The sequence below is a fragment of the Brevundimonas sp. NPDC090276 genome (assembly GCF_044772165.1).
GTDB lineage: Bacteria > Pseudomonadota > Alphaproteobacteria > Caulobacterales > Caulobacteraceae > Brevundimonas.
This window is the reverse complement of the sequence record NZ_JBIVYK010000002.1, coordinates 236,075-255,588: the sequence shown is the minus strand read 5'-3', so window position 1 is coordinate 255,588 and position 19,514 is coordinate 236,075. Positions and strand designations below refer to the sequence as shown.

Genomic DNA, 19,514 nt, shown 5'->3' with positions numbered 1-19,514 from the left:
TGAGCAAATTCGGGTCGCCCTTAACCCTTTCGCAAAGCGTTCTCATCAAATGTAAAACTCCATATTGGAGTGCCGGCCGTATGCCGACGATCGAAGTGCTGACTGAGCGCGTAGAGCCGGTGACTGCCGTCACCATGGCGAGCGAGGTCTTTGCGCGCTTCGAGCGCGAGCCCGACACCCTGGTCATCCCCGTTGTGGACGGCGAACGTCCGCTGGGCCTGATCGAACGCAGCGACTTCCTGATGAAGCTGGCCGGTCCCCTGGGCCAGAGCCTGTATGGCGCGCGCGAAATCAGCCACGTAATGGACAACGAACCGGCCGTCGTCGAGGCTGGCGTCCGCATCGACGCCTTTTCCGACATCATCCTGAAGAGCGGCCCCGGCGCCCTGATGCGCGGCTTCATCGTCACCCGCAACGGCGCCTATCGCGGTGTCGGCACGGCGGTGGCCCTGCTGCGCGCCGTCAACGAGATTCAGCGCCAGCAGAACCGCGACCTGACTGACCAGGTGCGCACACTCAGCGACGCCGAGGTCCAGGCCGCCGCCGCCGCCCGCGCCAAGAGCCAGTTCATGGGCCAGATGAGCCGCGAACTGCGCACGCCGTTGAACGGCGTGCTGGCTGTGGCCGAACTGCTGCGTCGCCAACCGCTGAACGAGGCCGCCCTCGCGCACGTTCAGACCATCATTGATTCCTCCGGGACCGTGCTGGACACATTGCAGGACGCGCTTGATCTGGCCCGCGCCCAGGCCGGCGAACTGGAGTTGAAACCAGCCCCGACGCCGCTGCGCGCCGTGATGGACGAGATCCAGACCCTGTGGACGCCGCGCGCCGCGCAGGACGGCGTCACCCTGATGGTTGGCTATGAAGGCGACACCGAACTGGCCGGCGTGCTGGACGGCGCCCGCCTGACGCAGGTCTTCAATAACCTGATCGGCCACGCCCTGAGATTCGCCCGCAACGGCATGGTGGAAGCCAGCCTGAAGGCCGTCGTCATCGGCGACCAGGTCCGCCTGGAGGCCCGCGTCCGCGACGATGGCCCCGGAGTCGACCCCGCTCGCATTGACCAGATCTTCGACCACGCGGCTGGCCCCGACGGCGCGGGCCTGGGCCTGGCGATCAGCCGCCACATGGTCGAACAGATGGACGGCCGCATCTGGGCCGAAAACAACGTCGGCCGCGGCGCCACCTTCGCCTTCGACCTGTCAGCGCCGCGTGCGGTCATCGAGCAGGAAGAGCCGTCGAACGTCTCCAACCTGGACGAGCTTGACCTTCAGGCTCGCCCCCATGTCCTGATCGCCGACGACAACGCCACCAACCGCGTCGTGGCTCAGGCCCTGTGCGAGATGTTCGGCTGCACCTCGGAAACGGTGGAAGACGGCCGCGAGGCGCTGGAAGCCGTGCAATCGCGCCCGTTCGACCTGATCCTGATGGACATCAAGATGCCCCGGATGGACGGCGTTCAGGCAACGCAGGCCATCCGCGCCCTGCCCGGCGACAGCCGCAACATTCCCATCGTCGCCCTGACCGCCAACGCCGACCCCGACGACGCCAAACACTATCTGGCCGTCGGCATGGCCGCCGTGGTCGAGAAGCCGATCAAGCCCGAGCGGCTGCGCATGGCCATGAACGCCGCGCTGGCCCACCAGCCCGCGGCCGCGGCCGAAACCCTCCCCGCTCGCAAGCGCCCCGCCGCCTGACCCGAAGACAGCCTGCGCTGTTCAAAGCCGCCCCGCTGGATCGGGCGGCTTTTGCGCTATGGACAGCCCCGACGCCGCACGCCACCAATTCGGACGCTGCGGCGACCTGAACGACCGCAGACGGCCCTTAGCCAGAAGGACGTCTTGATGACGGATCTGTTCCTGACCACCCTCTTGCCCCAGCTCGCCTCGGGCGCGGCCCACACCCATGCTCTGGGCTTTCAGTACGAAGGCCTTGACGGTGATCGCGTGCGTTTACGCGTGCCCTATCGCGACGATCTGGTCGGCGATCCCGAGACCGGCGTCCTGGCCGGCGGTCTGGTCACGACTTTGCTCGACCATGTCGGCGGACTGGCGGTCTGGGTGGGCCTCAAAGCCTATCAGCCCATCGCCACCCTGGACCTGCGCGTCGACTACATGCGCGCCGCTGTTCCCGGTCGGGATCTGATCGCTGAGGCCCGCTGCTATCGGCTGACGCGCAGCATCGGCTTCGTGCGCGCCTGGGCCTTCGAGGACGATCCCGCCGATCCCGTCGCCGCCGCCCAGGCCGCCTATGTCATCAGCGCCGAGGGCGACCACCGCACCGGCGCCAATCTGCGCGCCAGCGCCAGTCGCGCCGCCGGAGACGCAGCATGACCGCCCCCCTGCTGGACAGCCTGCCCTATGCCCGCTTCCTGGGCCTGAAGACGCAGTTGAACGGAGACGAGCTGACTGTGGTCATGCCCTTCGCCGATCATCTGATCGGCAACCCCATGCTGCCGGCCCTGCACGGCGGATCGACCGCCGCCCTGCTGGAAATGACGGCGGTGGCCCAGGTCTCGCTCACATATCCGCGCCTGCGCCTGCCCCGACCGATCAACGTCACCGTGGCCTATCTGCGCTCGGGACGTCCGACCGACGTCTTCGCCCAGGCGCGGATCAACAAGGCTGGCCGGCGTGTCGCCCACGTCACCGCCGAAGCCTGGCAGCAAGGCCGTGACCAACCCATCGCCGCCCTGACCGCCCACTTCCTGCTCAGCAGCGACGATGAAGCAGATGATGCTTAAAGCTGCACCCTACAACTATAAGTTGTAATATAACCCTTGGTAAATAAAAGGCTACCAAACACCCTTAATACGCGTTAAGAAATGACCGTATTTCTTTATTGAGGGGTAAAGTCATGGACCGCACTGAAGTGATCGCCGGCGTCGCCAGCGAGCTGTACGCCACCGAAAAGGCGGTGGATGACGCCATCACCCACGCCACCAGCCTGGTTCAGGCCATGATCGGCGCTCGCACCGCCCTGTCGCTCTCGCCGGTTTCCGCCGCCGGATCGCAGGCCAAGGCCATTGAGGCCATCATGGCCCTCGGCGCCGCGCGCGAAGCCGTCGTGGCCTGCCACGCCGAGATGCAAAAGGACCACCGTCGTCTCGGCTACGGCACCTACGCCGTTGGCCCGCTGAACAAGCCCGACGAGTGGGATGACCGCCCGATGATCCGCAAGGACGCCCACCTGCGCGTCGCGTGAATTTCACGTAACCTAGAGGATCGGCTCTCCGGTTCTCACTGACTTTGCTATATGATCGCCCCCATTGTCGGAATGACAGTGGGGGCGTTTGTTGTTCGAGACCATTGCAGCATACGTCGGCGCAGCCTTTATGGTGCTGGTCGGCCTTTTCGCCCTACTCAAGGGGGGAGAGCCCGAACGTATCGGCGCCGGCGCCTATATGATGGGCTGGTTCGCGTCCCTGCTGTTTCAGGGCGAAGGCGGCCTGTTCGGGGTCCAGTGGGGCGTTTTCGCCCTCGACGTCATCATGCTGATCATCTTCGCCGCCATGGTCTGGAAGGCGCCGCGTTCCTGGCCGGTCTGGGCCTGCGCTCTGCAGTTGCTGGCCGTCACCAGCCACGTGATGTTGATGATGAAGCTGCCCACTCCAGTGTCGGCCTTCTATACCGTCGTCAACATGACCGGGTACGGCATCATGCTGGCCATCGCCATCGGCACCTTCTGGGCCTGGCAGGAGCGACGCGCGATCGGCGCTGAAGCCGACTAGGTGGATATTCCTATCGCCTCACATTAGACTGCGGACTTCGCCGTTTCGGGAACCTCCGTGCCCCTCTCCCATGCCAAGCTCTGGAAGGCCCTCGACGCCCTGGCGCATCGCGAAGGGACGTCGCCCTCCGGGCTGGCGCGGCGCGCGGGTCTGGACGCCACCAGCTTCAATCCGTCCAAACGCTTCGGTCCCGGTGAACCGCCCCGCCCGCGCTGGCCCTCGACCGAAAGCCTGACCCGGGTGCTGGAGGCCACCGGCGTTTCACTCGGCGCGTTTGCGGCCCTCGCAGACGACGCCCCGCCCGCATCCGCCTCCATTCCCTTGCTTGGCCTCGCCCAGGCTGGCGCCGACGGCTTTTTCGACGACGCCGGGCTGCCGCTGGCGGAGGGCTGGGAACAGACCCACCTGCCGCGCGTCAAGGACAGCCTGCTGAGCCTGCAGATCGCCGGCGACTCGATGACGCCCCTCTATCGCGAGGGCGACAAGGTCATCGTCGACCGTGAGGCGACCGATGTGCGCAAGGGCGACCGGGTCGTGGTCCGCACCACCGACGGCGAGACCCTGGCCAAGGAGGTGGCGGCCATGACCGCCCGCGAGGTGACGCTCGCCTCGATCAACCCCGCCTATCCGCCGCGCGCCCTGTCCCGCCGCGACATCCTGTGGATGGCCCGCATCCTGTGGGTCAGCCAGTAGCGCGCCCTGCGCTCAAGTAGGGCAAAGCCCGATAGCGCACCAAGAATGCCGCTCAAGCAGGCCGACTGGCCGATAGCGCGCCAAAAGAAAAAGCCGCCCCAACCGGGACGGCTCTCTCCACTCAAACTGTCAGACGCCTAGTTGCGCGAAACGTAGTGGGCGTTCACCCAACCGCCGCCGGCGATCTGCACCCACTCGCCCTGCGAACCGATGGCGGTGAAGGGCTGGCCGGCCGACAGGCTGCCGGTCTGGCGATAGTTGGCGCCCGGACCCGTGCGGATGCGCAGGTTGGAGGTGGCGCGGTAGGAGTTGGCGGCCGCCTGGTTGGCCGAACGCGCACGCTGCTGGTTGCAGCCGATGTAGGAACCGGCGGCGGCGCCGGCGCCGGCGCCGACCACGGCGCCGAGGGCGCGCTCATTCTTGGACACCTGGCTGCCGGCCAGGCCGCCCAGCACGGCGCCGATGGCGGCGCCCGCCTGCTGACGGCCGCCCGGAGCGTCACAGTTGGTGATGCCGTTGGCTTGCGGCATGGCGCTGGCGGTCATCGGCACGGCGGCCGAACCCAAAGCAGCGAACATAGCGGTGGCGGCCAGACCCGCCTTGAAGAACTTCGACATGTCTCTCTCCTGTCATCGAGTGTCGTGAGGAAGACAATGCCCCGGCGAAGCTGAAGGCTCCCCCGGCCTCGCCGTTATTTTCGGTTCATGTTTCTTAGGGGGCCTACCGCGCTTCGCGCTACTTGAGGCCACGAGGCGAAGAGGCCGAAAGAAGAAGAGCCGCCGCAGTTCCCTGCGGCGGCTCCATTATTGATCAGGCCTTGGCCAGTTCGCCGTTCGCCCCGGCTTCGATCAGAGCGATGGTCTGGGGCAGACCATAGATGGCCGCGAACGACCCGAAGCGCGGCCCCTGCGAGGCGCCCAGCAGCACCTCGTAGAGCGCCTGGAACCAGGCCCGCAGCGGCTCGAACTCATGCGCCTTGCCCACGGCGTAGACCTCGCCCTGGATGATCTCGCCGTCTGTCGTGTCGGCCGGCAGGGCCTTCAAGCGTTCGGCCAGATCCAGCAGCGCCGCCTTCTCCTTGTCGTCGGGCAGACGATAGGTCTTCGAGGGCTTCACGAAGTCCTCGTAGTAGTTCAGCGCATAGCCCATCAGCCGGTCCAGCACGGGCTCGCTCACAGGCGTGGCGTCCGGCAGGTATTTGGCGAAATAGGCCCACAGCTGGTCCTTGCTGGAGGCGTTGGCCACGCCCACCAGGTTCAGCAGCAGGGCGAAGGATACCGGCGAGGCGCTTTCGGGCGGCTGGCCCGAATGGATGTGCCAGACGGCGTTGTCGATCTGCTTGGCCGGCTCCTGCGTCTTGTACTGCTCGATGAAGGACAGGTAGTCGTCCGTCGCGCGCGGAATGACGTTGAAGTGCAGGCTCTTGGCCGACTTCGGCGACTGGAACATGTACCAGCTCAGGCTCTCGGGCGTGCCGTAACGCAGCCACTCGTCCATCGTCAGGCCGTTGCCCTTGGACTTGGAGATCTTCTTGCCCTCGACATCGAGGAAGAGCTCGTAGTTGAAGCCTTCCGGCGGCGTGCCGCCCAGGGCGCGACAGATCTTGCCGCTCTCGCGCACGCTCTCGATCAGGTCCTTGCCCGACATCTCGTAGTCGACGTCCAACGCGGTCCAGCGCATGGCCCAGTCGGGCTTCCACTGCAGCTTCACATGGCCGCCGGTGACGGGCAGTTCGGTGCGGCCGCCGGCGGGGTCGTCAAAGACGATGGTGCCGCGCTCGACATTGCGCTCCAGCGTCGGCACCTGCAGCACGTGGCCGGTGATCGGGCTGATCGGCAGGAAGGGCGAATAGGTGGCGCGTCGCTCCTCGCCCAGGGTCGGCAGCATGATGCCCATGACCTTGTCGAAGCGTTCCAGCAGGGTCAGCAGGGTCGCGTCGAACCGACCCGAGCGATAGGTCTCGGTCGAGGACATGAACTCGTAGTCGAAGCCGAAGCTGTCGAGGAAGGCGCGCAGGCGGGCGTTGTTGTGCGCGCCGAAGCTGTCATGCGTGCCGAACGGATCGCGCACCTTGGTCAGCGGCAGATGCAGGTCTTCGCGCAGCATCTCGGGGTTCGGCACGCCCTCCGGCACCTTGCGCAGGCCGTCCATGTCGTCGCTGAAGGCGATCAGGCGCGTGCGCCAGTGATCGCCGGTCAGGGCGCGAAACGCATTGCGCACCATGGTGGTGCGGGCGACTTCGCCAAAGGTACCCATGTGCGGCAGACCCGACGGGCCGTAACCCGTCTCCAGGATCACCGGCCGGTTCAGCGCCTCAAAGGTCGCCAGAGCCTCATCCGCCTTGCCCGCGTCGATCAGCAGTTTCGCCGCATCGCGCTCCGCATCCGACAGCCGTTTTTTGAGCACGTGGGCCAGCAGATTGCGCGCTTGCTCAAACGGCCACGAACGGGCCTCACGGGACAGGGTTTCAAGGTTCTGAAGCATCCACGGGCTTTGAAGCCTTGAACGCCCGCGGTCAACCGCAGCGGGCGGATCAGAGCCGGACCGAGGCGTCCTTGGGGAACTGCATCAGGTTCTCGAAGGTCATGACCAGATCGCCGTCCTGATTGCGGACCCAGGTCCTGGTCTTGACCGTGCCCCGGTCGGGACGGCTCTGCGACGGGGTGACGGCCAGGATTTCGCGGCGGACGGTCAGGGCGTCGCCCGGCCGCACCGGGCGCAGCCAGCGCAGGTCGTCGATGCTGATGCCCAGCATGGGCGTGGCGCCGAAATGGGCGGCGTCGACATATTCCCGCATCACCCGGGAGGCGACGTGCCAGCCGCTGGCGATCAGGCCCCCGAACCGGCCCTCGGCGGCGGCGGCGGCGTCGATGTGCATGGGCTGGGGGTCGAACTGCTCGGCGAAGGCGATCACCTCGGCCTCGGTGATGGTGAAGGGCGCGCCTTCCCAACTCTCGCCGACCGTCAGGTCATCCAGATAGCGATCGGCCATGTCGTCTTCCTCATGCGAACTGCGGGTCAGATAGTCGCTTCGCGCGGCGCGGCCAACCGCCCTGCGCCTTGACCCGGCGGCGCGGGCATGGCCTTTGCCCCACCTCATGCTGACCTCAGATTTCGACTTCGACCTGCCCGATGACTGCATCGCGCTGCGCCCTGCCGAGCCGCGCGATTCCGCGCGCCTGCTGGTGGTCAGGGACGGCGCGCTGGACGACCGGATCGTCCGCGACCTGCCGGACTTCCTGCAGCCCGGCGACGCCCTGGTGTTCAACGACACGCGGGTCATCCCCGCCCGCCTGTCGGGCGTGCGCCAGCGGGTCGGGCCGGAAGGCGAAACCCTGACCGTCGAGGTCGAGGCCACCTTGCACCACCGCGACGCCCCCGACGTCTGGTCCGCCTTCATGAAGCCGGGCAAGCGCATCAAGCCGGGCGACCGCATCCATTTCGGCCGCAACAGCGACGCCGCCTGCGAACTGGGCCGCCTCGACGCCACGGTCGAGGAAAAGAACGAAGACGGCCTGATCACCCTGCGCTTCGACCTGGCCGGCCCCGCGCTGGACGACGCCATCCGCGACGTCGGGGTCATGCCCCTGCCCCCCTATATCGCGGCCAAGCGGCCCGAGGACGACCGCGACCTGCAGGACTATCAGACGGTGTTCGCCACCTATGACGGCTCGGTCGCCGCGCCGACGGCGGGCCTGCACTTCACCCCCGCCCTACTGGAGGCCATCCGCGCGCGCGGCGTCAGCACCCACGCCGTGACCCTGCACGTCGGCGCCGGCACCTTCCTGCCGGTCAAGGCCGACGACACCGCCGACCACAAGATGCATTCCGAGTGGGGCGAGGTCTCGCCCGAGACCGCCGCCGCCCTGAACGCCGTGCGCGCGTCGGGCGGCCGCATCGTCTGTGTCGGCACCACCTCGCTGCGTCTGCTGGAAAGCGCCACGACCGAGGACGGCGTGGTCCAGCCCTTCCACGGCGACACCGCCATCTTCATCACGCCCGGCTACCGTTTCCGCGCCTGCGACGTGCTGATGACCAACTTCCACCTGCCGAAGTCGACCCTCTTCATGCTGGTCAGCGCCTTCGCCGGGCTGGAAACCATGCGCGCCGCCTACGCCCACGCCATCGACAGCGGCTATCGTTTCTATTCCTATGGCGACGGGAGCCTGCTGTTCAGGAAGGACGCATGACCGACGATCTGCCCGACGATTTCGCCGCCTCGCTGGATATCCTCGCCTCGGCGGCGAGCGAGCTTCAGGACCCATGGTGGATCTTCGGCGGCGCCGCCCTCGTGCTGTGGGGCCTGCGCGACTGGCGGGCGCCGGACATCGACATCCTGTGCAGCCCGCGTGACGCGCGCCGCCTGATCGAGGGCCTGCACGGCCAGGTCACGCCCGATCCCGGCGAGGGCCTGTTCCGCTCGCAGGTCTTCGGCCAGATCCTGACCACGCCTGTGCCGCTGGACGTCATGGCCAACATGGACGTGCGCGCAGGCGGCGACTGGGTTCCAGTGACCTTCTCGACCCGCATCCCGGTCGCGCTGGAGGACTTCACGGTCTTCACCCCCTCGGTCGAGGAGCAGATCGAAACCTTCCGCCTGTTCGGTCGCCCCAAGGACCTGCAACGCGCCGAAATGCTGGAAAGCCTGCGCTAGCTTCCTTCTCCCGCTCATCCCGACGGAAACCGGGACCCAGTTCTTTGGGTGACAGGGCGGGCCGTTCCGTGGTTGAGCAATCTCGAAATCACGCCGCCCGTCTGCGGCTCACTGGACTTCCGGCGTCCGCCGGAATGAGCGGAGTCTCTGTTGCCCTTTCCGTTTGAAATTTCCGCCACCGAAGGCCGCGCCCGCACCGGGGTGCTGAAGACCCCGCGCGGCGACATCCGCACCCCCGCCTTCATGCCCGTCGGCACCGCCGCCACGGTCAAGGCGATGACTGTGGATCAGGTCAAGCAGACCGGCGCGGACATCCTGCTGGGCAACACCTATCACCTGATGCTGCGTCCCGGCCCGGAGCGGATGGAGCGCCTCGGCGGCCTTCACAACTTCATGCGCTGGGACAAGCCGATCCTGACCGACTCGGGCGGCTTCCAGGTCATGTCCCTGTCGGGGATTGCCAAGCTGACCGAAGAGGCCGTGACCTTCTCCAGCCATATCGACGGGTCGAAACACGTCCTGACGCCGGAACGCTCGATCCAGATTCAGGCCGACCGTCTGGGCTCCGACATCGTCATGCAACTGGACGAATGCGTCGCCTGGCCCGCCGAGGAAAAGCGCGCCCGTCAGGGCATGGAGTTGTCGGCCCGCTGGGCGCAGCGCTCGAAGAACGCCTTCGGCACGCGCGACACTCAGGCCCTGTTCGGCATCCAGCAGGGCTCGACCTATGAGAACCTGCGCCGGGAATCCTCGGAACGCCTGCAAGAGATCGGCTTCGACGGCTACGCCATCGGCGGTCTGGCCGTCGGCGAAGGCCATGAGGCCATGTGCGAGGTGCTCGACTTCGCTCCCGAGTTCCTGCCCAAGGACCGTCCCCGCTACCTGATGGGCGTCGGAAAACCGATCGATCTGGTCGAGGCGGTTTATCGCGGCGTCGACATGTTCGACTGCGTCCTGCCGACCCGCGCCGGTCGCCACGGTCAGGCCTGGACCTGGGACGGGCCGATCAACATCAAGAACGCCCGCTTCGCCGAGGATCAGGACCCGCTGGACATGGACGTGCCCTGCCCCGCCTCCAACGACTATTCAAAGGCCTACCTGCACCACCTGATCCGCGCCGATGAGATTCTCGGCAAGATCCTGCTGAGCTGGCACAACATCGCCTTCTTCCAGGCCCTGACCGCAGCCATGCGCGACGCCATCAGCGAAGGTCGTTTCGAGCAGTTTCGCCGCGACTTCCGTGCCCGTCACCTGAAGGCCTAGCTGCGGGTCCGACGGGGCACGAAACCGGCCGGGGCGGCCGGCGGGGCGCAGTTGCGCTGCATCCCCACGCCCTTGAGGAAGGATCGACGACGCAGGCCCGCCTGAATGGCCGACTGCACGTGCTTGCTGTGCGCGTCGGCGCCGGTCAGGCGGCGCACCCAACTGCGCGCGGGAATGAAGTCGGTCACCGCGCCGCGCACCGCGTCCAGCGTGGCCGAGGCCGCCGCGTCGGCGGCGCGCTCGCTCAAATAGGAGCCGTCCTGGGACGGCGGCGCATCCGCATCCGGCCCCAGGGCCTCGTCCAGCCGCGCGATCTCGGCGGCGATGGTGCGGCAGTGGTTCAGATTGCGCAGATCATAGGGGCTGGATTCCGCCTGCAGCAGAACCGTCGGGATTTCCTGCCGACGCAGGTTGAAGTCGTCCAGCGGCGCCGTGACGGCGTTTCCAAGCCCTGCCCCGACCTGTTCCGCTCCGCCGCGCGCCGAGGCTCCGGCGTTGCACCCGGTCAGGACCAGCGAAATGGAAACGGCGGCGATGGCGAGGGGAAGATGACGCATCCCGCCTTAGACCACGCCGCGTCCGTACGGTGAAGGCTAATGCGGCCCGCGGGTGTTGAACCGTTCGTGGTTGGCCTGACGCGTCTTCTTGCCCTGGCCCTTGTGCGCCTCGGTGCGGATCGGGCGCGTGTTGTGATTGCGGCCCTGTTGCTGGCCCGCCATCCCCATGGCCTCGCCTTCGTCGGCGTAGTCGGCCACCTCGCCCGCCGCCGGTCCCGCCAGGGTCGAATCGGCGACGTCGTGGGCGGCATAGGAACGCGGCTCGGGGTGAACCGACCGATTCTGCTCGCGCGCCTGATCGTTCGGAGCGATCGGATCGTTCACCGCATTCTGCGACGTGGCTTTGGAAGACGTGGTGTTCTGATGCGGCATGGCCGATCTCCCTTGGATTCCTGAACAGAACCACAGGGCGCAGACGGACGTTCCGTCGTCGGCTCGGGAGATCAGAAAAAAGGGGAGATGGTACGCCCCCTCGGGCTCGAACCGAGGACCCTCTGATTAAAAGTCAGATGCTCTAACCAACTGAGCTAGGGGCGCACACTCTTTGAAATCAACCACTTGGGTTGCTTCCCGCCAACAAGCGCAGCGCCTGTTTGCGGAGGCGGTTTCTGGTTCATTCGCGACGGCAGGTCAAGAGCTTCAACGTCAGAAGACGCGTATTTTGTGAGGAAAATACTCGGAAGCCCCCGCCCCGCGTCGCACGCCAAGGTTATCCGTATTCGGTGCGGAAGGCCCGGCCCTGCGGCCCCATCAGGTTCCAGCCTGCATTGGTCGGACGCAGCTTGCCCGACTTGCCGAACCGCTCCGCCAGCCCAAACACCACAAGCTGGGCGCTGACGCCCGCGTCCTGGGTTCTGTCCACGTCGACGATGTCGAGCAGGGCGGCGATTCGTTCAGCTTCGGTCACGATGGTTCCGGTCGTCCGTTAATCCTGCACACCCCGTGCAGGGTCGCCGCCATTGGGGCAAGCAATCTTAGCGGCACAGCTCCAAAACCGGCCGCTTTCTGGCAGACGCTCGCTTTTCCAGCCCTGTTCAGCGCGCGTCGTTCCAGTCTAGCTTTGCGCCATGGGACCTCTCGCCGGACTACGCATCCTTGAAATCGACGGCCTGGGGCCCGTCACCTTCGCCGGAATGGTGCTGGCCGACATGGGGGCCGAGGTCCTGCGGTTGACGCGCGGCGGAGCTGCCCCCGCCGCCGTCTTTGACGAGGTCGGCGGCGAGGTGCTGCATCGCGGCCGCGCCGCCGTGCCGGTCAATTTGAAATCGCCCGATGATCGAGGCAAGGTTCTGGCCCTCATCAAGAGCGCTGACGCCCTGATCGAAGGTTTCCGCCCTGGCGTCATGGAGCGGCTGGGTCTGGGGCCTGACGCCTGCCACGTCGTCAATCCGCGCCTCGTCTACGGCCGCGTCACCGGCTGGGGTCAGACCGGGCCGATGGCGGATCAGGTCGGCCACGACATCAACTACATCGCCCTGTCCGGCGCCCTGCACCCCATGGGCGCGGGCGATCAGCCACCCTGCCCGCCGCTCAACCTGGTCGGGGACTACGGCGGCGGCGCCATGATGCTGGTCAGCGGCCTTCTGGCGGCCCTGCTCGAGGCGAAGACCACCGGACGCGGGCGCATCGTGGACGCCGCCATGACCGACGGCTCGGCCCTGCTGACCAGCCTGTTCCACGCCCTGAAGGCGCGCGGTCTGTGGAGCGACGCGCGCGAAGCCAACCTGCTGGACGGCGGCACGCCCTTCTATCGCTGCTACGCCTGTCGCGACGGCGGTTTCGTCGCCGTCGGGGCGCTGGAGCCGCGCTTCTATGCCGCCCTCATCAAGGGTCTGGGCATGACGCCCGACGAGGCGCCGCAGTTCAATCGCGAGCACTGGCCCGCGCTGCAGGCCCGCTTCGCCGGCCTGTTCGCCACGCGCGACCGCGACGACTGGGCGGCGCATTTCGCCGGAACCGAGGCCTGCGTCACCCCGGTCCTGACCATGAGCGAGGCGGCGGAGCATCCCCACAATCAGGCGCGCGGGACCTTTGTGGGCGCCGGGATCGTCCAGCCCGCGCCCGCGCCGCGTTTCGCCGCCGCAGCCGCGCCGGTCAGCGCGGACCGCCCTCTCCTGCCGCTGGATCAGGCCCTGGCCGGCTGGACGAACAAAAACGCCTGAAACCGTGACGAAAAGGGTTCAGTTGCGGTTCATTCTCGTTCGGTAGACAAGCCGAGGGAACCCAGCCGGGCAGACGACGTTTGCCACCCCACAGGGGGAAGAAAACCAGATGAACCGATTGATTGTAAAACGTTTGCTCCTGGCCGCCGGCCTGGCCGCCACCGCCGCCCTGGCGGCCTGCAGCGATCCGCGCTCGGAGGAGGACTACGAGGCCGTCGAGATCCAGACCGAAGAGCCCGCCGCGCCCGCCGCCGAGGATTCGGCCGCCCCCGCCGTGGCCGAGGCGCCGGTCCCGACCGAGGCCCCGCCGCCGGTCGACACCCTGCCGCCCGAAAACCGCACCTCGGAACAGACGGTGCAGCCGGAAAGCGATACGCTGTTCTACTGATTCCGCCTGAACGACGTTCGTTCCCGGTTGTCTCGCTCTGAACCCAAGGCTCCAGTTTGACGTCGAGGTCTCATCTCCTTCTCGCCAGCGTGGCGCTCTGGGCCGTGTGCGGCCACGCGGCGCTCGCCGCCGAGCCCAAGGCAGAGATTCGCGGCGACATCGACAGCGAACTGCGCCGACAACTGGAGCGGGCGGTCGGACAGGTGGACAGCGCCCCCGCCAATCGCTTCGAGGCCCGCCGCCGGGCGCGTTCCGCCATGGAGTCCGCCGAGGCCCTGCTGCGCTCAGAAGGCTATTATCAGCCGACGCTTCAGGACGACGTCGAGGGCGAGGAAAAGCCGGTCGCCGTCGTCACCGTCACGCCCGGGCGTCGCTTTGAACTCAGCGAGACCAAGGTCAACTGGGTCGCCCCCGTCCCCGATCCCGTGACCACCGAGGTGGTGACCAAGGACATCGGTCTGAAGCCCGGAGAGCCGGGTCGCGCCGCCGACATTCTGGACGCCGAAGGCCGGATCGTCGCCAATCTGACGCGCGAGGGCTACGCCGACGCCAAGGCCGAACCGCGCCGGGTCGTCGTGGATCACGCCACCTTCACCGTGCAGCCCAACTTTAACATCGCCTCGGGCGAGCTGGTGCGGCTGGACGGCATCCTGGTCCGCACCCAGGGGCCGACCAATCCCGACTGGGTCGTCAACCTGGCGCCATGGAACGCCGGCGACCGCTACGATCCCGAAGATGTGGCCGAGTTGGAGCGCCGGTTGCTGGACACCGGCGTCTATGACGGCGTCAGCGTCTCCCTTGCGCCGCTGGATCAGGTCACGCCCGAGGGCCTGCGCCCGGTCGTGGTCGGCCTGTCTGACCGTCCGCGCAGCCTGCTGGAGGCGGGCGCCACCTATTCGACCGCCGAGGGCGTCGGCGTGGACGTCTTCCGCACGCGCTACAACCGCTTCGGTCGCGCCGCGACGCTGAAATACGGGCTCCGTTTCGCCAGCATCGACAGCCGACTGGGCGGCGAGGCCAGCTTCCCGCACTGGCGCAAGGCCGGCCGGACGCTGAAGCTGTCCTCCTACCTCGTCAACGAACAGACCGACGCCTACGACCGCAGCGCCCTGACCGTGAACGCCGACCTGTCGCAGCGCATCGGCAAGACCTCCTTCTTCACCTACGGGCTGGGGATCGACGCGGGCCGCTATACGGAAAATCGTTTCGACCCGATCACCCAGGCCCCGATCACCTTCGATCGCGACCTGGCCATCCTGACCGGGCGCGGCATCGCCTTCATGGACCGCTCCAACGATCCGCTGAACCCGACCACCGGCTATCGCCTCTATGTCTCGGCCCAGCCGACCGCAGTGACCGGCGAGGACACGGTGCTGTTCCTGCGCAGCGAGGCCCAGGCGACCGGCTATCTGCCCCTGCAGGACGGCGCCAAAACCGTCCTGGCCGGACGCGTCCGGCTAGGCTCGATCATCGGCGGTCAGGAGCTGACGGTGCCGTCGGACCGCCTCTTCTATTCCGGCGGCGGCGGCTCGGTGCGCGGCTACTCCTACCAGAGCATCAATCCGCGCCTGCCCGACAACACGCCGCGCGGCGGCCTGTCGCTGTTCGAGACCTCGATCGAGGTGCGACACGACATCGGCCAGAAGTTCCAGGCCGTCGCCTTCATCGACGCCGGCGCGGTCGGCTTCCAGGAGACGCCGAACTTCAACAACATGCGCTACGGTGCCGGCGTCGGGGTGCGCTACAAGCTGCCCTTCGGCCCGGTGCGCGCCGACATCGCCATTCCGCTGGACAAGCGTGAGGGCGACTCCGAATTCCAACTCTATATCAGCATCGGCCAGGCGTTTTGACCGACATCCCTCCGCCTCACGAACCCGAAGCGGAAACGCCGGCCAAGGCCGAAAAGCGCAAACGCACGCGCCTGCAACTGATCGCCTTCGTCGCGGGCGTCGTTGTCGCGGCCCTTGTGGCCCTGACCATCGTCCTGATGGTCGGCGGACGGATGTATCTGGTCTCGGACCCAGGCCGCGAACTGGTCACCAGCTTCGTCGCCGGCAAGAAGATCAGCCGCTATGGCCGCATCAACGTCGAGGGCCTGAAGGGCGACCTGTTCGACGACTTCACCCTGGACCGGGTGACCATCACCGACGCAAACGGCGTCTGGCTGGAAGCCACTAACATCCACGTCGACTGGTCCTACTGGCCGCTGCTGATGCGCCGCTTCCATGCCACCGAGATCAGCGCCGATCAGATCCGTCTGCTCCGCCGTCCCCAGTTCGAACCCCGGACAGAGCCCAGCGGCCCGCAAGCCCTGAGCGTCGACATCGACAAGTTCAGCGCCAATGTCGAACTGATGGAGGGCTTCTCCAAGGAATACGGCCGCTGGACCCTGAGCGGCGACGCCGAAGTCCCGCGTCGCGGCGACAAGAAAGTCAACGTCAACGCCTTCAGCCTGAACCGCAAGGGCGACCACCTGCTGCTCAAGGCGATCATCGGCAAGAAGCCCGAGGATCTGCGCGTCAACCTGCGCGCGGGCGAAGCCGAGGGCGGCCCGATCGCAGGTTCGCTGGGCTATTCCCCGGACAAGCCCTTCTCGGCCGTCGCCGTCATCAATGGCGAACTGGTCGACATCGAGGTCAAGACCGGCGACTTCATCCCCCTGACGGTCAAGGGCCGCTACGGCAAGACCGGCGCCCGGATCGGCGGCGCCGCCGACTTCTCGGGCTCGGACCTGCTGGAGCCCTTCGCTCGCCGCATCGGCCAGACGGCGCGCTTCGGTTTCGCCAGCCTGCCGGTGCGGGACGCCGAAGACGTCCAGGCCATGAGTTGGACTCTGACCGCCGAGAACATCACCACCCGCGCCTCGGGCCTGATCAACCTCAAGCAGCGCGCCGCCCCGGACGGGATCAAGCTGACGGTCACCACGCCGTCGCTCACCCGTCTGGCCGGCCCGACCCTGGCCGGAGCGACCACCTATACCGGCGTGTTCAAGGGCGACGCCAAGACGTGGGGCGTACAGGGCTCGGCCAGTCTTCAGGACGCCGACCTGGCCAGCTACCGCGCCGCCCGCGTCTCGGGGCCGCTCGCCCTCAGCTACAGCAAGGGCCAGTTCGACGTCGTCACCGACGCGCGCGCGGTCGGCGGCTCGACCGCCGGCATCATCGGCGCCCTGCTGGGGGCCACCCCGCATGTGAAGCTGGAAGGCTCGCGCACCAGCGACGGCGCCTACCTGCTGAAGAAGATCGACGGGCGGGGTCAGGCCCTGACCCTGACCGGATCGGGCGGCCGCAACCTCACCGGCGGCCTCAGCTTCCGCGGCGACGCCGACATCACCGACATCTCGCGCATCCGCCCCGGCGCCAAGGGCTCGTTCAAGGGCCCGATCCAGGCCGGCAAGGCCCGAAACGGCCCCTGGACCATCAGCTTTGACGGCCGCGCCTCGCGCCTCAGCGTCGGCATGGACGAACTGGATCGCCTTCTGGGTCAGACGCCGCGTCTGGCCATGGCGGGGTCCTACAACAGGGGCGTCCTGTCCATCGACCGCGGCGAACTGACCGGCGCCGCCGGACGGATGGGCGCCAAGGGCCTGATCGAGGGCGGCAAGATGCGTCTGGCTCTGGACTGGGACGCGCACGGCCCGTTCGGCGTCGGCCCCGTGGCCATCGACGGCGCCATGAGCGGCGACGGCGCCCTGACCGGCACCCTGGCCCAGCCCCGCGCCGACCTTCGCGCCGCGTTCGACAAGGTGTCGGCCAGCGGCCTGATCCTGACCAACGCCGACCTGATCCTCAGCTTCCGCAAGGGCGCCGACGCGTCCGACGGACGGCTCGTGCTCAACTCCGGCTCCAACTACGGCCCGGCGCGCGCCTCCGGGAACTTTTTCCTCGGCGGCAAGAGCCTTCGCCTGACCGAGGTGGACGTCAACGCCGGCGGCGTGACCGCCCAGGGCGCTATCGCCCTGTCCAACAACTATCCTTCCAGCGCCGACCTGACCTTCACCGCACGTCAGGGAGCCTTCCTGGCCTCCGGCGAGGCCAACGGCCGGGTGCGCCTGACCGACGGCGGCGATCAGAGCGCCGTTCTGGACGTGACCGGCCGCAATGTGCGTCTGGCCGGCTCGACCTGGGTGATCCGCAGCCTGTCGCTCAAGGGCCAGGGCACGCTGGAGCGCCTGCCGTTCTCCCTGTCCGCCGACGTCGGCGGCGCCAACCCGGTCCAGTTCAACGGCACGGGCGAGTACTCACGGCAGGGGCCGGCACAGAGCATCACCCTTCGCGGCGGCGGCCGAGTGCGCGAAGTCGCCTTCACCACCCGCGCGCCCGCCATCATCGCCCTGAACGGCGACGGCCGGGTCGTGCGTGTCGATCTGGGCCTCGGCGGCGGCGTCCTTGCTGGCGAACTGCGTCAGGACAAGGTCGGCAGCGTCATCCAGGCTGAACTGACCAATGTCGAGATGGGATCTCTGGCCCCCGACCTGCGCGGCCAGATCACCGGCCGGGTCTCGCTGCAAGGCTCGGGCGACACGCTCAACGGCTCGGCCAATGTCGACCTGAAGCAACTGCGGAGCATCGACGCCCCCCGCGGCCTGGCCGTGGACGGCACGCTGAACGCCGACCTGAGCGACAACGTCCTGCGCATCCGCGCCCAGGGCAATGACGGCACTGCGGTTCAGGCCTCCGCCGACATCAGCCTGCCGGTCGTGGCCTCAGCCGCCCCCCTGCGTCTGGCCATCGAGCGCACCCGCGACATGTCGGGGCAAATCGCTATCAACGGCCAGATCCAGCCTATCTGGGACCTCTTCCTCGGCGGCGCCCAGTCCCTGTCCGGCCAGATCGCCAGCCGCGCCACCCTCAGCGGCACGCTGAACGACCCGCGCCTGAACGGTCGCCTGGACCTGACCCAGGGGGCCTTCCGGGACAGCATCACCGGCCTGCGCCTCGAGGGCGTCAGCCTGGCCAGCCGGTTCGACGACAACCAGGCCGTGATCGAACGCTTCGAGGCCGCCGACGGCGTCAAGGGCACGGTGACCGGCAATGGCAACCTGGGCCTGCGCCAGGGTTCAGGCTCGACCCTGCGGCTGGAACTGACCCGCTTCCGCGTCATCGACAACGACATCGCCGAGGCCCGCGCCAACGGGGTGCTGACCGCCGTCCGCGGCGCGGACGGCAACATCCAGCTGAGCGGCGACCTCAATATCGACGAGGCCAACATCTCGCCGACCCTGCCCGGCTCGAACGGCGTAGTGAAAATGGACGTAGTCGAGATCAACCGCCCCGGCGGCGATCCGGTCGAGGTCGAGACCAAGGGGCGCGGCCCGCAGATCGGCCTGAACCTTAATCTGACCGGGCGTGAAATCCACGTGCGTGGGCGCGGCCTGAATGTCGAACTGACGGCCAACGCCCGCGTACGCGGCACCATCACGCGCCCGGTGCTGACGGGCACCGCCAATGTCGTGCGCGGTGACTATGAGTTCGCCGGCAAGCGCTTCGTCTTCGACGACAGCGGCTCGGTCATCCTGTCCACCGATCCGGCGCGCATCCGCCTGAATCTGGCGGCGGTTCGCGAGGACCCCGCCCTGACGGCCACCATCAAGGTCACCGGCACGGCGGCCCAGCCCAGAATCGAGCTGACCTCGACCCCCTCCCTGCCTCAGGACGAAATCCTGTCGCAGGTCCTGTTCGGACGTTCGGCCTCGCAGCTGTCAGGCTTCGAGGCGGCGCAGTTGGCCTCGGCCGTGGCCTCGCTGGCGGGCGGCGGCGGCTTCGACGTGATCGGCAACCTGCGCGAACTGGCCGGTCTGGACCGCCTGTCCTTCGGCGGCGAGGCCTCCAGCCTGACGGTCGCCGGCGGGCGCTACATCACCGACGACGTCTATCTGGAGATCATCGGCGGCGGCGAAGGCGGGGCGGCGGTCAATGTCGAGTGGCAGGTGCGCCGCAACCTGGCCGTCAGCTCCAAGTTCGGCGGCGAAGGCGACGCCAGCATCTCGGTGCGCTGGCGCCGCGAAAGCGACCGCCCCGGCGGCGGCGCGTCTGCCGATCGACGACGCAACCGCAGCCGCTAAGCC

19 protein-coding genes and 1 tRNA gene are annotated in these 19,514 nt (G+C 67.7%); 13 read left to right on the top strand and 7 right to left on the bottom strand.

The genetic code is table 11. The features are described 5' to 3' along the window. The first annotated feature begins 80 nt into the window (after positions 1 to 80). The 6 genes from ACIQTU_RS07015 to ACIQTU_RS06990 all read left to right on the top strand — a co-directional run bounded on the left by ACIQTU_RS07015 (position 81) and on the right by ACIQTU_RS06990 (position 4,423). Positions 81 to 1,697: a response regulator gene (locus ACIQTU_RS07015; protein ID WP_400544405.1), complete on the top strand. Its 1,617-nt coding sequence runs from the start codon at positions 81 to 83 to the stop codon at positions 1,695 to 1,697. A 147-nt stretch (positions 1,698 to 1,844) separates the two neighbouring features. Further along, on the top strand, positions 1,845 to 2,333 hold the full coding sequence (locus tag ACIQTU_RS07010; protein ID WP_400544402.1) for a PaaI family thioesterase: 489 nt from the start codon (positions 1,845 to 1,847) through the stop codon (positions 2,331 to 2,333). Continuing rightward, a complete protein-coding gene (locus ACIQTU_RS07005) occupies positions 2,330 to 2,743 on the top strand; it encodes a PaaI family thioesterase (protein WP_400544399.1) in 414 nt (137 codons plus the stop codon). Before ACIQTU_RS07010 ends, ACIQTU_RS07005 begins: the two co-directional genes overlap by 4 nt. A gap of 113 nt (positions 2,744 to 2,856) precedes the next feature. Beyond that, entirely contained in the window at positions 2,857 to 3,204 is a 348-nt protein-coding gene (locus ACIQTU_RS07000; RefSeq protein ID WP_400544396.1) for a hypothetical protein, read from the top strand. A 91-nt stretch (positions 3,205 to 3,295) separates the two neighbouring features. Then, positions 3,296 to 3,730 carry a hypothetical protein gene (locus ACIQTU_RS06995; protein WP_400544393.1) on the top strand — a complete coding sequence of 145 codons (435 nt, stop codon included), beginning with the start codon at positions 3,296 to 3,298 and terminating at the stop codon, positions 3,728 to 3,730. Between the two features lie 57 nt (positions 3,731 to 3,787). Next, a complete protein-coding gene (locus ACIQTU_RS06990) occupies positions 3,788 to 4,423 on the top strand; it encodes a helix-turn-helix transcriptional regulator (RefSeq protein WP_400544391.1) in 636 nt (211 codons plus the stop codon). Positions 4,424 to 4,560: 137 nt separating this feature from the next. Here ACIQTU_RS06990 and ACIQTU_RS06985 read toward each other — a convergent pair whose 3' ends face one another. The 3 genes from ACIQTU_RS06985 to ACIQTU_RS06975 form a co-directional block, all read right to left on the bottom strand. Continuing rightward, the gene (locus ACIQTU_RS06985) at positions 4,561 to 5,040 is read right to left on the bottom strand and encodes an SH3 domain-containing protein (RefSeq protein ID WP_400544389.1); all 480 of its coding nucleotides are present in this window, start codon (positions 5,038 to 5,040) and stop codon (positions 4,561 to 4,563) included. A gap of 193 nt (positions 5,041 to 5,233) precedes the next feature. Next, complete coding sequence (locus ACIQTU_RS06980) at positions 5,234 to 6,907, bottom strand: lysine--tRNA ligase (protein WP_400544387.1); 1,674 nt, start codon at positions 6,905 to 6,907, stop codon at positions 5,234 to 5,236. Positions 6,908 to 6,956: 49 nt separating this feature from the next. Then, positions 6,957 to 7,523 carry a MaoC family dehydratase gene (locus ACIQTU_RS06975; RefSeq protein WP_400544385.1) on the bottom strand — a complete coding sequence of 189 codons (567 nt, stop codon included), beginning with the start codon at positions 7,521 to 7,523 and terminating at the stop codon, positions 6,957 to 6,959. Between ACIQTU_RS06975 and queA the strand changes: the two genes are divergently transcribed. The 3 genes from queA (at position 7,522) to tgt (ending at position 10,340) form a co-directional block, all read left to right on the top strand. Beyond that, positions 7,522 to 8,613 (top strand): tRNA preQ1(34) S-adenosylmethionine ribosyltransferase-isomerase QueA, encoded by a 1,092-nt coding sequence (gene queA, locus ACIQTU_RS06970; RefSeq protein WP_400544382.1) that lies wholly within the window; start codon positions 7,522 to 7,524, stop codon positions 8,611 to 8,613. The two genes, ACIQTU_RS06975 and queA, sit on opposite strands and share 2 nt — an antisense overlap. Continuing rightward, positions 8,610 to 9,077 carry a hypothetical protein gene (locus ACIQTU_RS06965; protein ID WP_400544379.1) on the top strand — a complete coding sequence of 156 codons (468 nt, stop codon included), beginning with the start codon at positions 8,610 to 8,612 and terminating at the stop codon, positions 9,075 to 9,077. Before queA ends, ACIQTU_RS06965 begins: the two co-directional genes overlap by 4 nt. Before the next feature lie 147 nt (positions 9,078 to 9,224). After that, positions 9,225 to 10,340 carry a tRNA guanosine(34) transglycosylase Tgt gene (tgt, locus tag ACIQTU_RS06960; protein WP_400547050.1) on the top strand — a complete coding sequence of 372 codons (1,116 nt, stop codon included), beginning with the start codon at positions 9,225 to 9,227 and terminating at the stop codon, positions 10,338 to 10,340. Here tgt and ACIQTU_RS06955 read toward each other — a convergent pair. The 4 genes from ACIQTU_RS06955 to ACIQTU_RS06940 form a co-directional block, all read right to left on the bottom strand. Further along, the gene (locus ACIQTU_RS06955) at positions 10,337 to 10,897 is read right to left on the bottom strand and encodes a hypothetical protein (RefSeq protein WP_400544376.1); all 561 of its coding nucleotides are present in this window, start codon (positions 10,895 to 10,897) and stop codon (positions 10,337 to 10,339) included. The genes tgt and ACIQTU_RS06955 overlap by 4 nt on opposite strands. A gap of 36 nt (positions 10,898 to 10,933) precedes the next feature. Continuing rightward, positions 10,934 to 11,269 (bottom strand): hypothetical protein, encoded by a 336-nt coding sequence (locus ACIQTU_RS06950; RefSeq protein ID WP_400544373.1) that lies wholly within the window; start codon positions 11,267 to 11,269, stop codon positions 10,934 to 10,936. An 88-nt stretch (positions 11,270 to 11,357) separates the two neighbouring features. Beyond that, positions 11,358 to 11,434 (bottom strand) — tRNA-Lys (locus ACIQTU_RS06945). A gap of 172 nt (positions 11,435 to 11,606) precedes the next feature. Next, the gene (locus ACIQTU_RS06940) at positions 11,607 to 11,804 is read right to left on the bottom strand and encodes a hypothetical protein (RefSeq protein ID WP_400544370.1); all 198 of its coding nucleotides are present in this window, start codon (positions 11,802 to 11,804) and stop codon (positions 11,607 to 11,609) included. A 160-nt stretch (positions 11,805 to 11,964) separates the two neighbouring features. Between ACIQTU_RS06940 and ACIQTU_RS06935 the strand changes: the two genes are divergently transcribed. The 4 genes from ACIQTU_RS06935 (at position 11,965) to ACIQTU_RS06920 (ending at position 19,511) form a co-directional block, all read left to right on the top strand. Then, on the top strand, positions 11,965 to 13,059 hold the full coding sequence (locus ACIQTU_RS06935; RefSeq protein ID WP_400544367.1) for a CaiB/BaiF CoA transferase family protein: 1,095 nt from the start codon (positions 11,965 to 11,967) through the stop codon (positions 13,057 to 13,059). 109 nt (positions 13,060 to 13,168) lie between these two features. Further along, complete coding sequence (locus tag ACIQTU_RS06930) at positions 13,169 to 13,447, top strand: hypothetical protein (protein WP_400544364.1); 279 nt, start codon at positions 13,169 to 13,171, stop codon at positions 13,445 to 13,447. A 56-nt stretch (positions 13,448 to 13,503) separates the two neighbouring features. Then, on the top strand, positions 13,504 to 15,297 hold the full coding sequence (locus ACIQTU_RS06925) for an autotransporter assembly complex family protein (protein ID WP_400544361.1): 1,794 nt from the start codon (positions 13,504 to 13,506) through the stop codon (positions 15,295 to 15,297). Beyond that, on the top strand, positions 15,294 to 19,511 hold the full coding sequence (locus tag ACIQTU_RS06920; RefSeq protein ID WP_400544358.1) for a translocation/assembly module TamB domain-containing protein: 4,218 nt from the start codon (positions 15,294 to 15,296) through the stop codon (positions 19,509 to 19,511). Before ACIQTU_RS06925 ends, ACIQTU_RS06920 begins: the two co-directional genes overlap by 4 nt. The last annotated feature ends 3 nt before the right edge of the window (positions 19,512 to 19,514 follow it).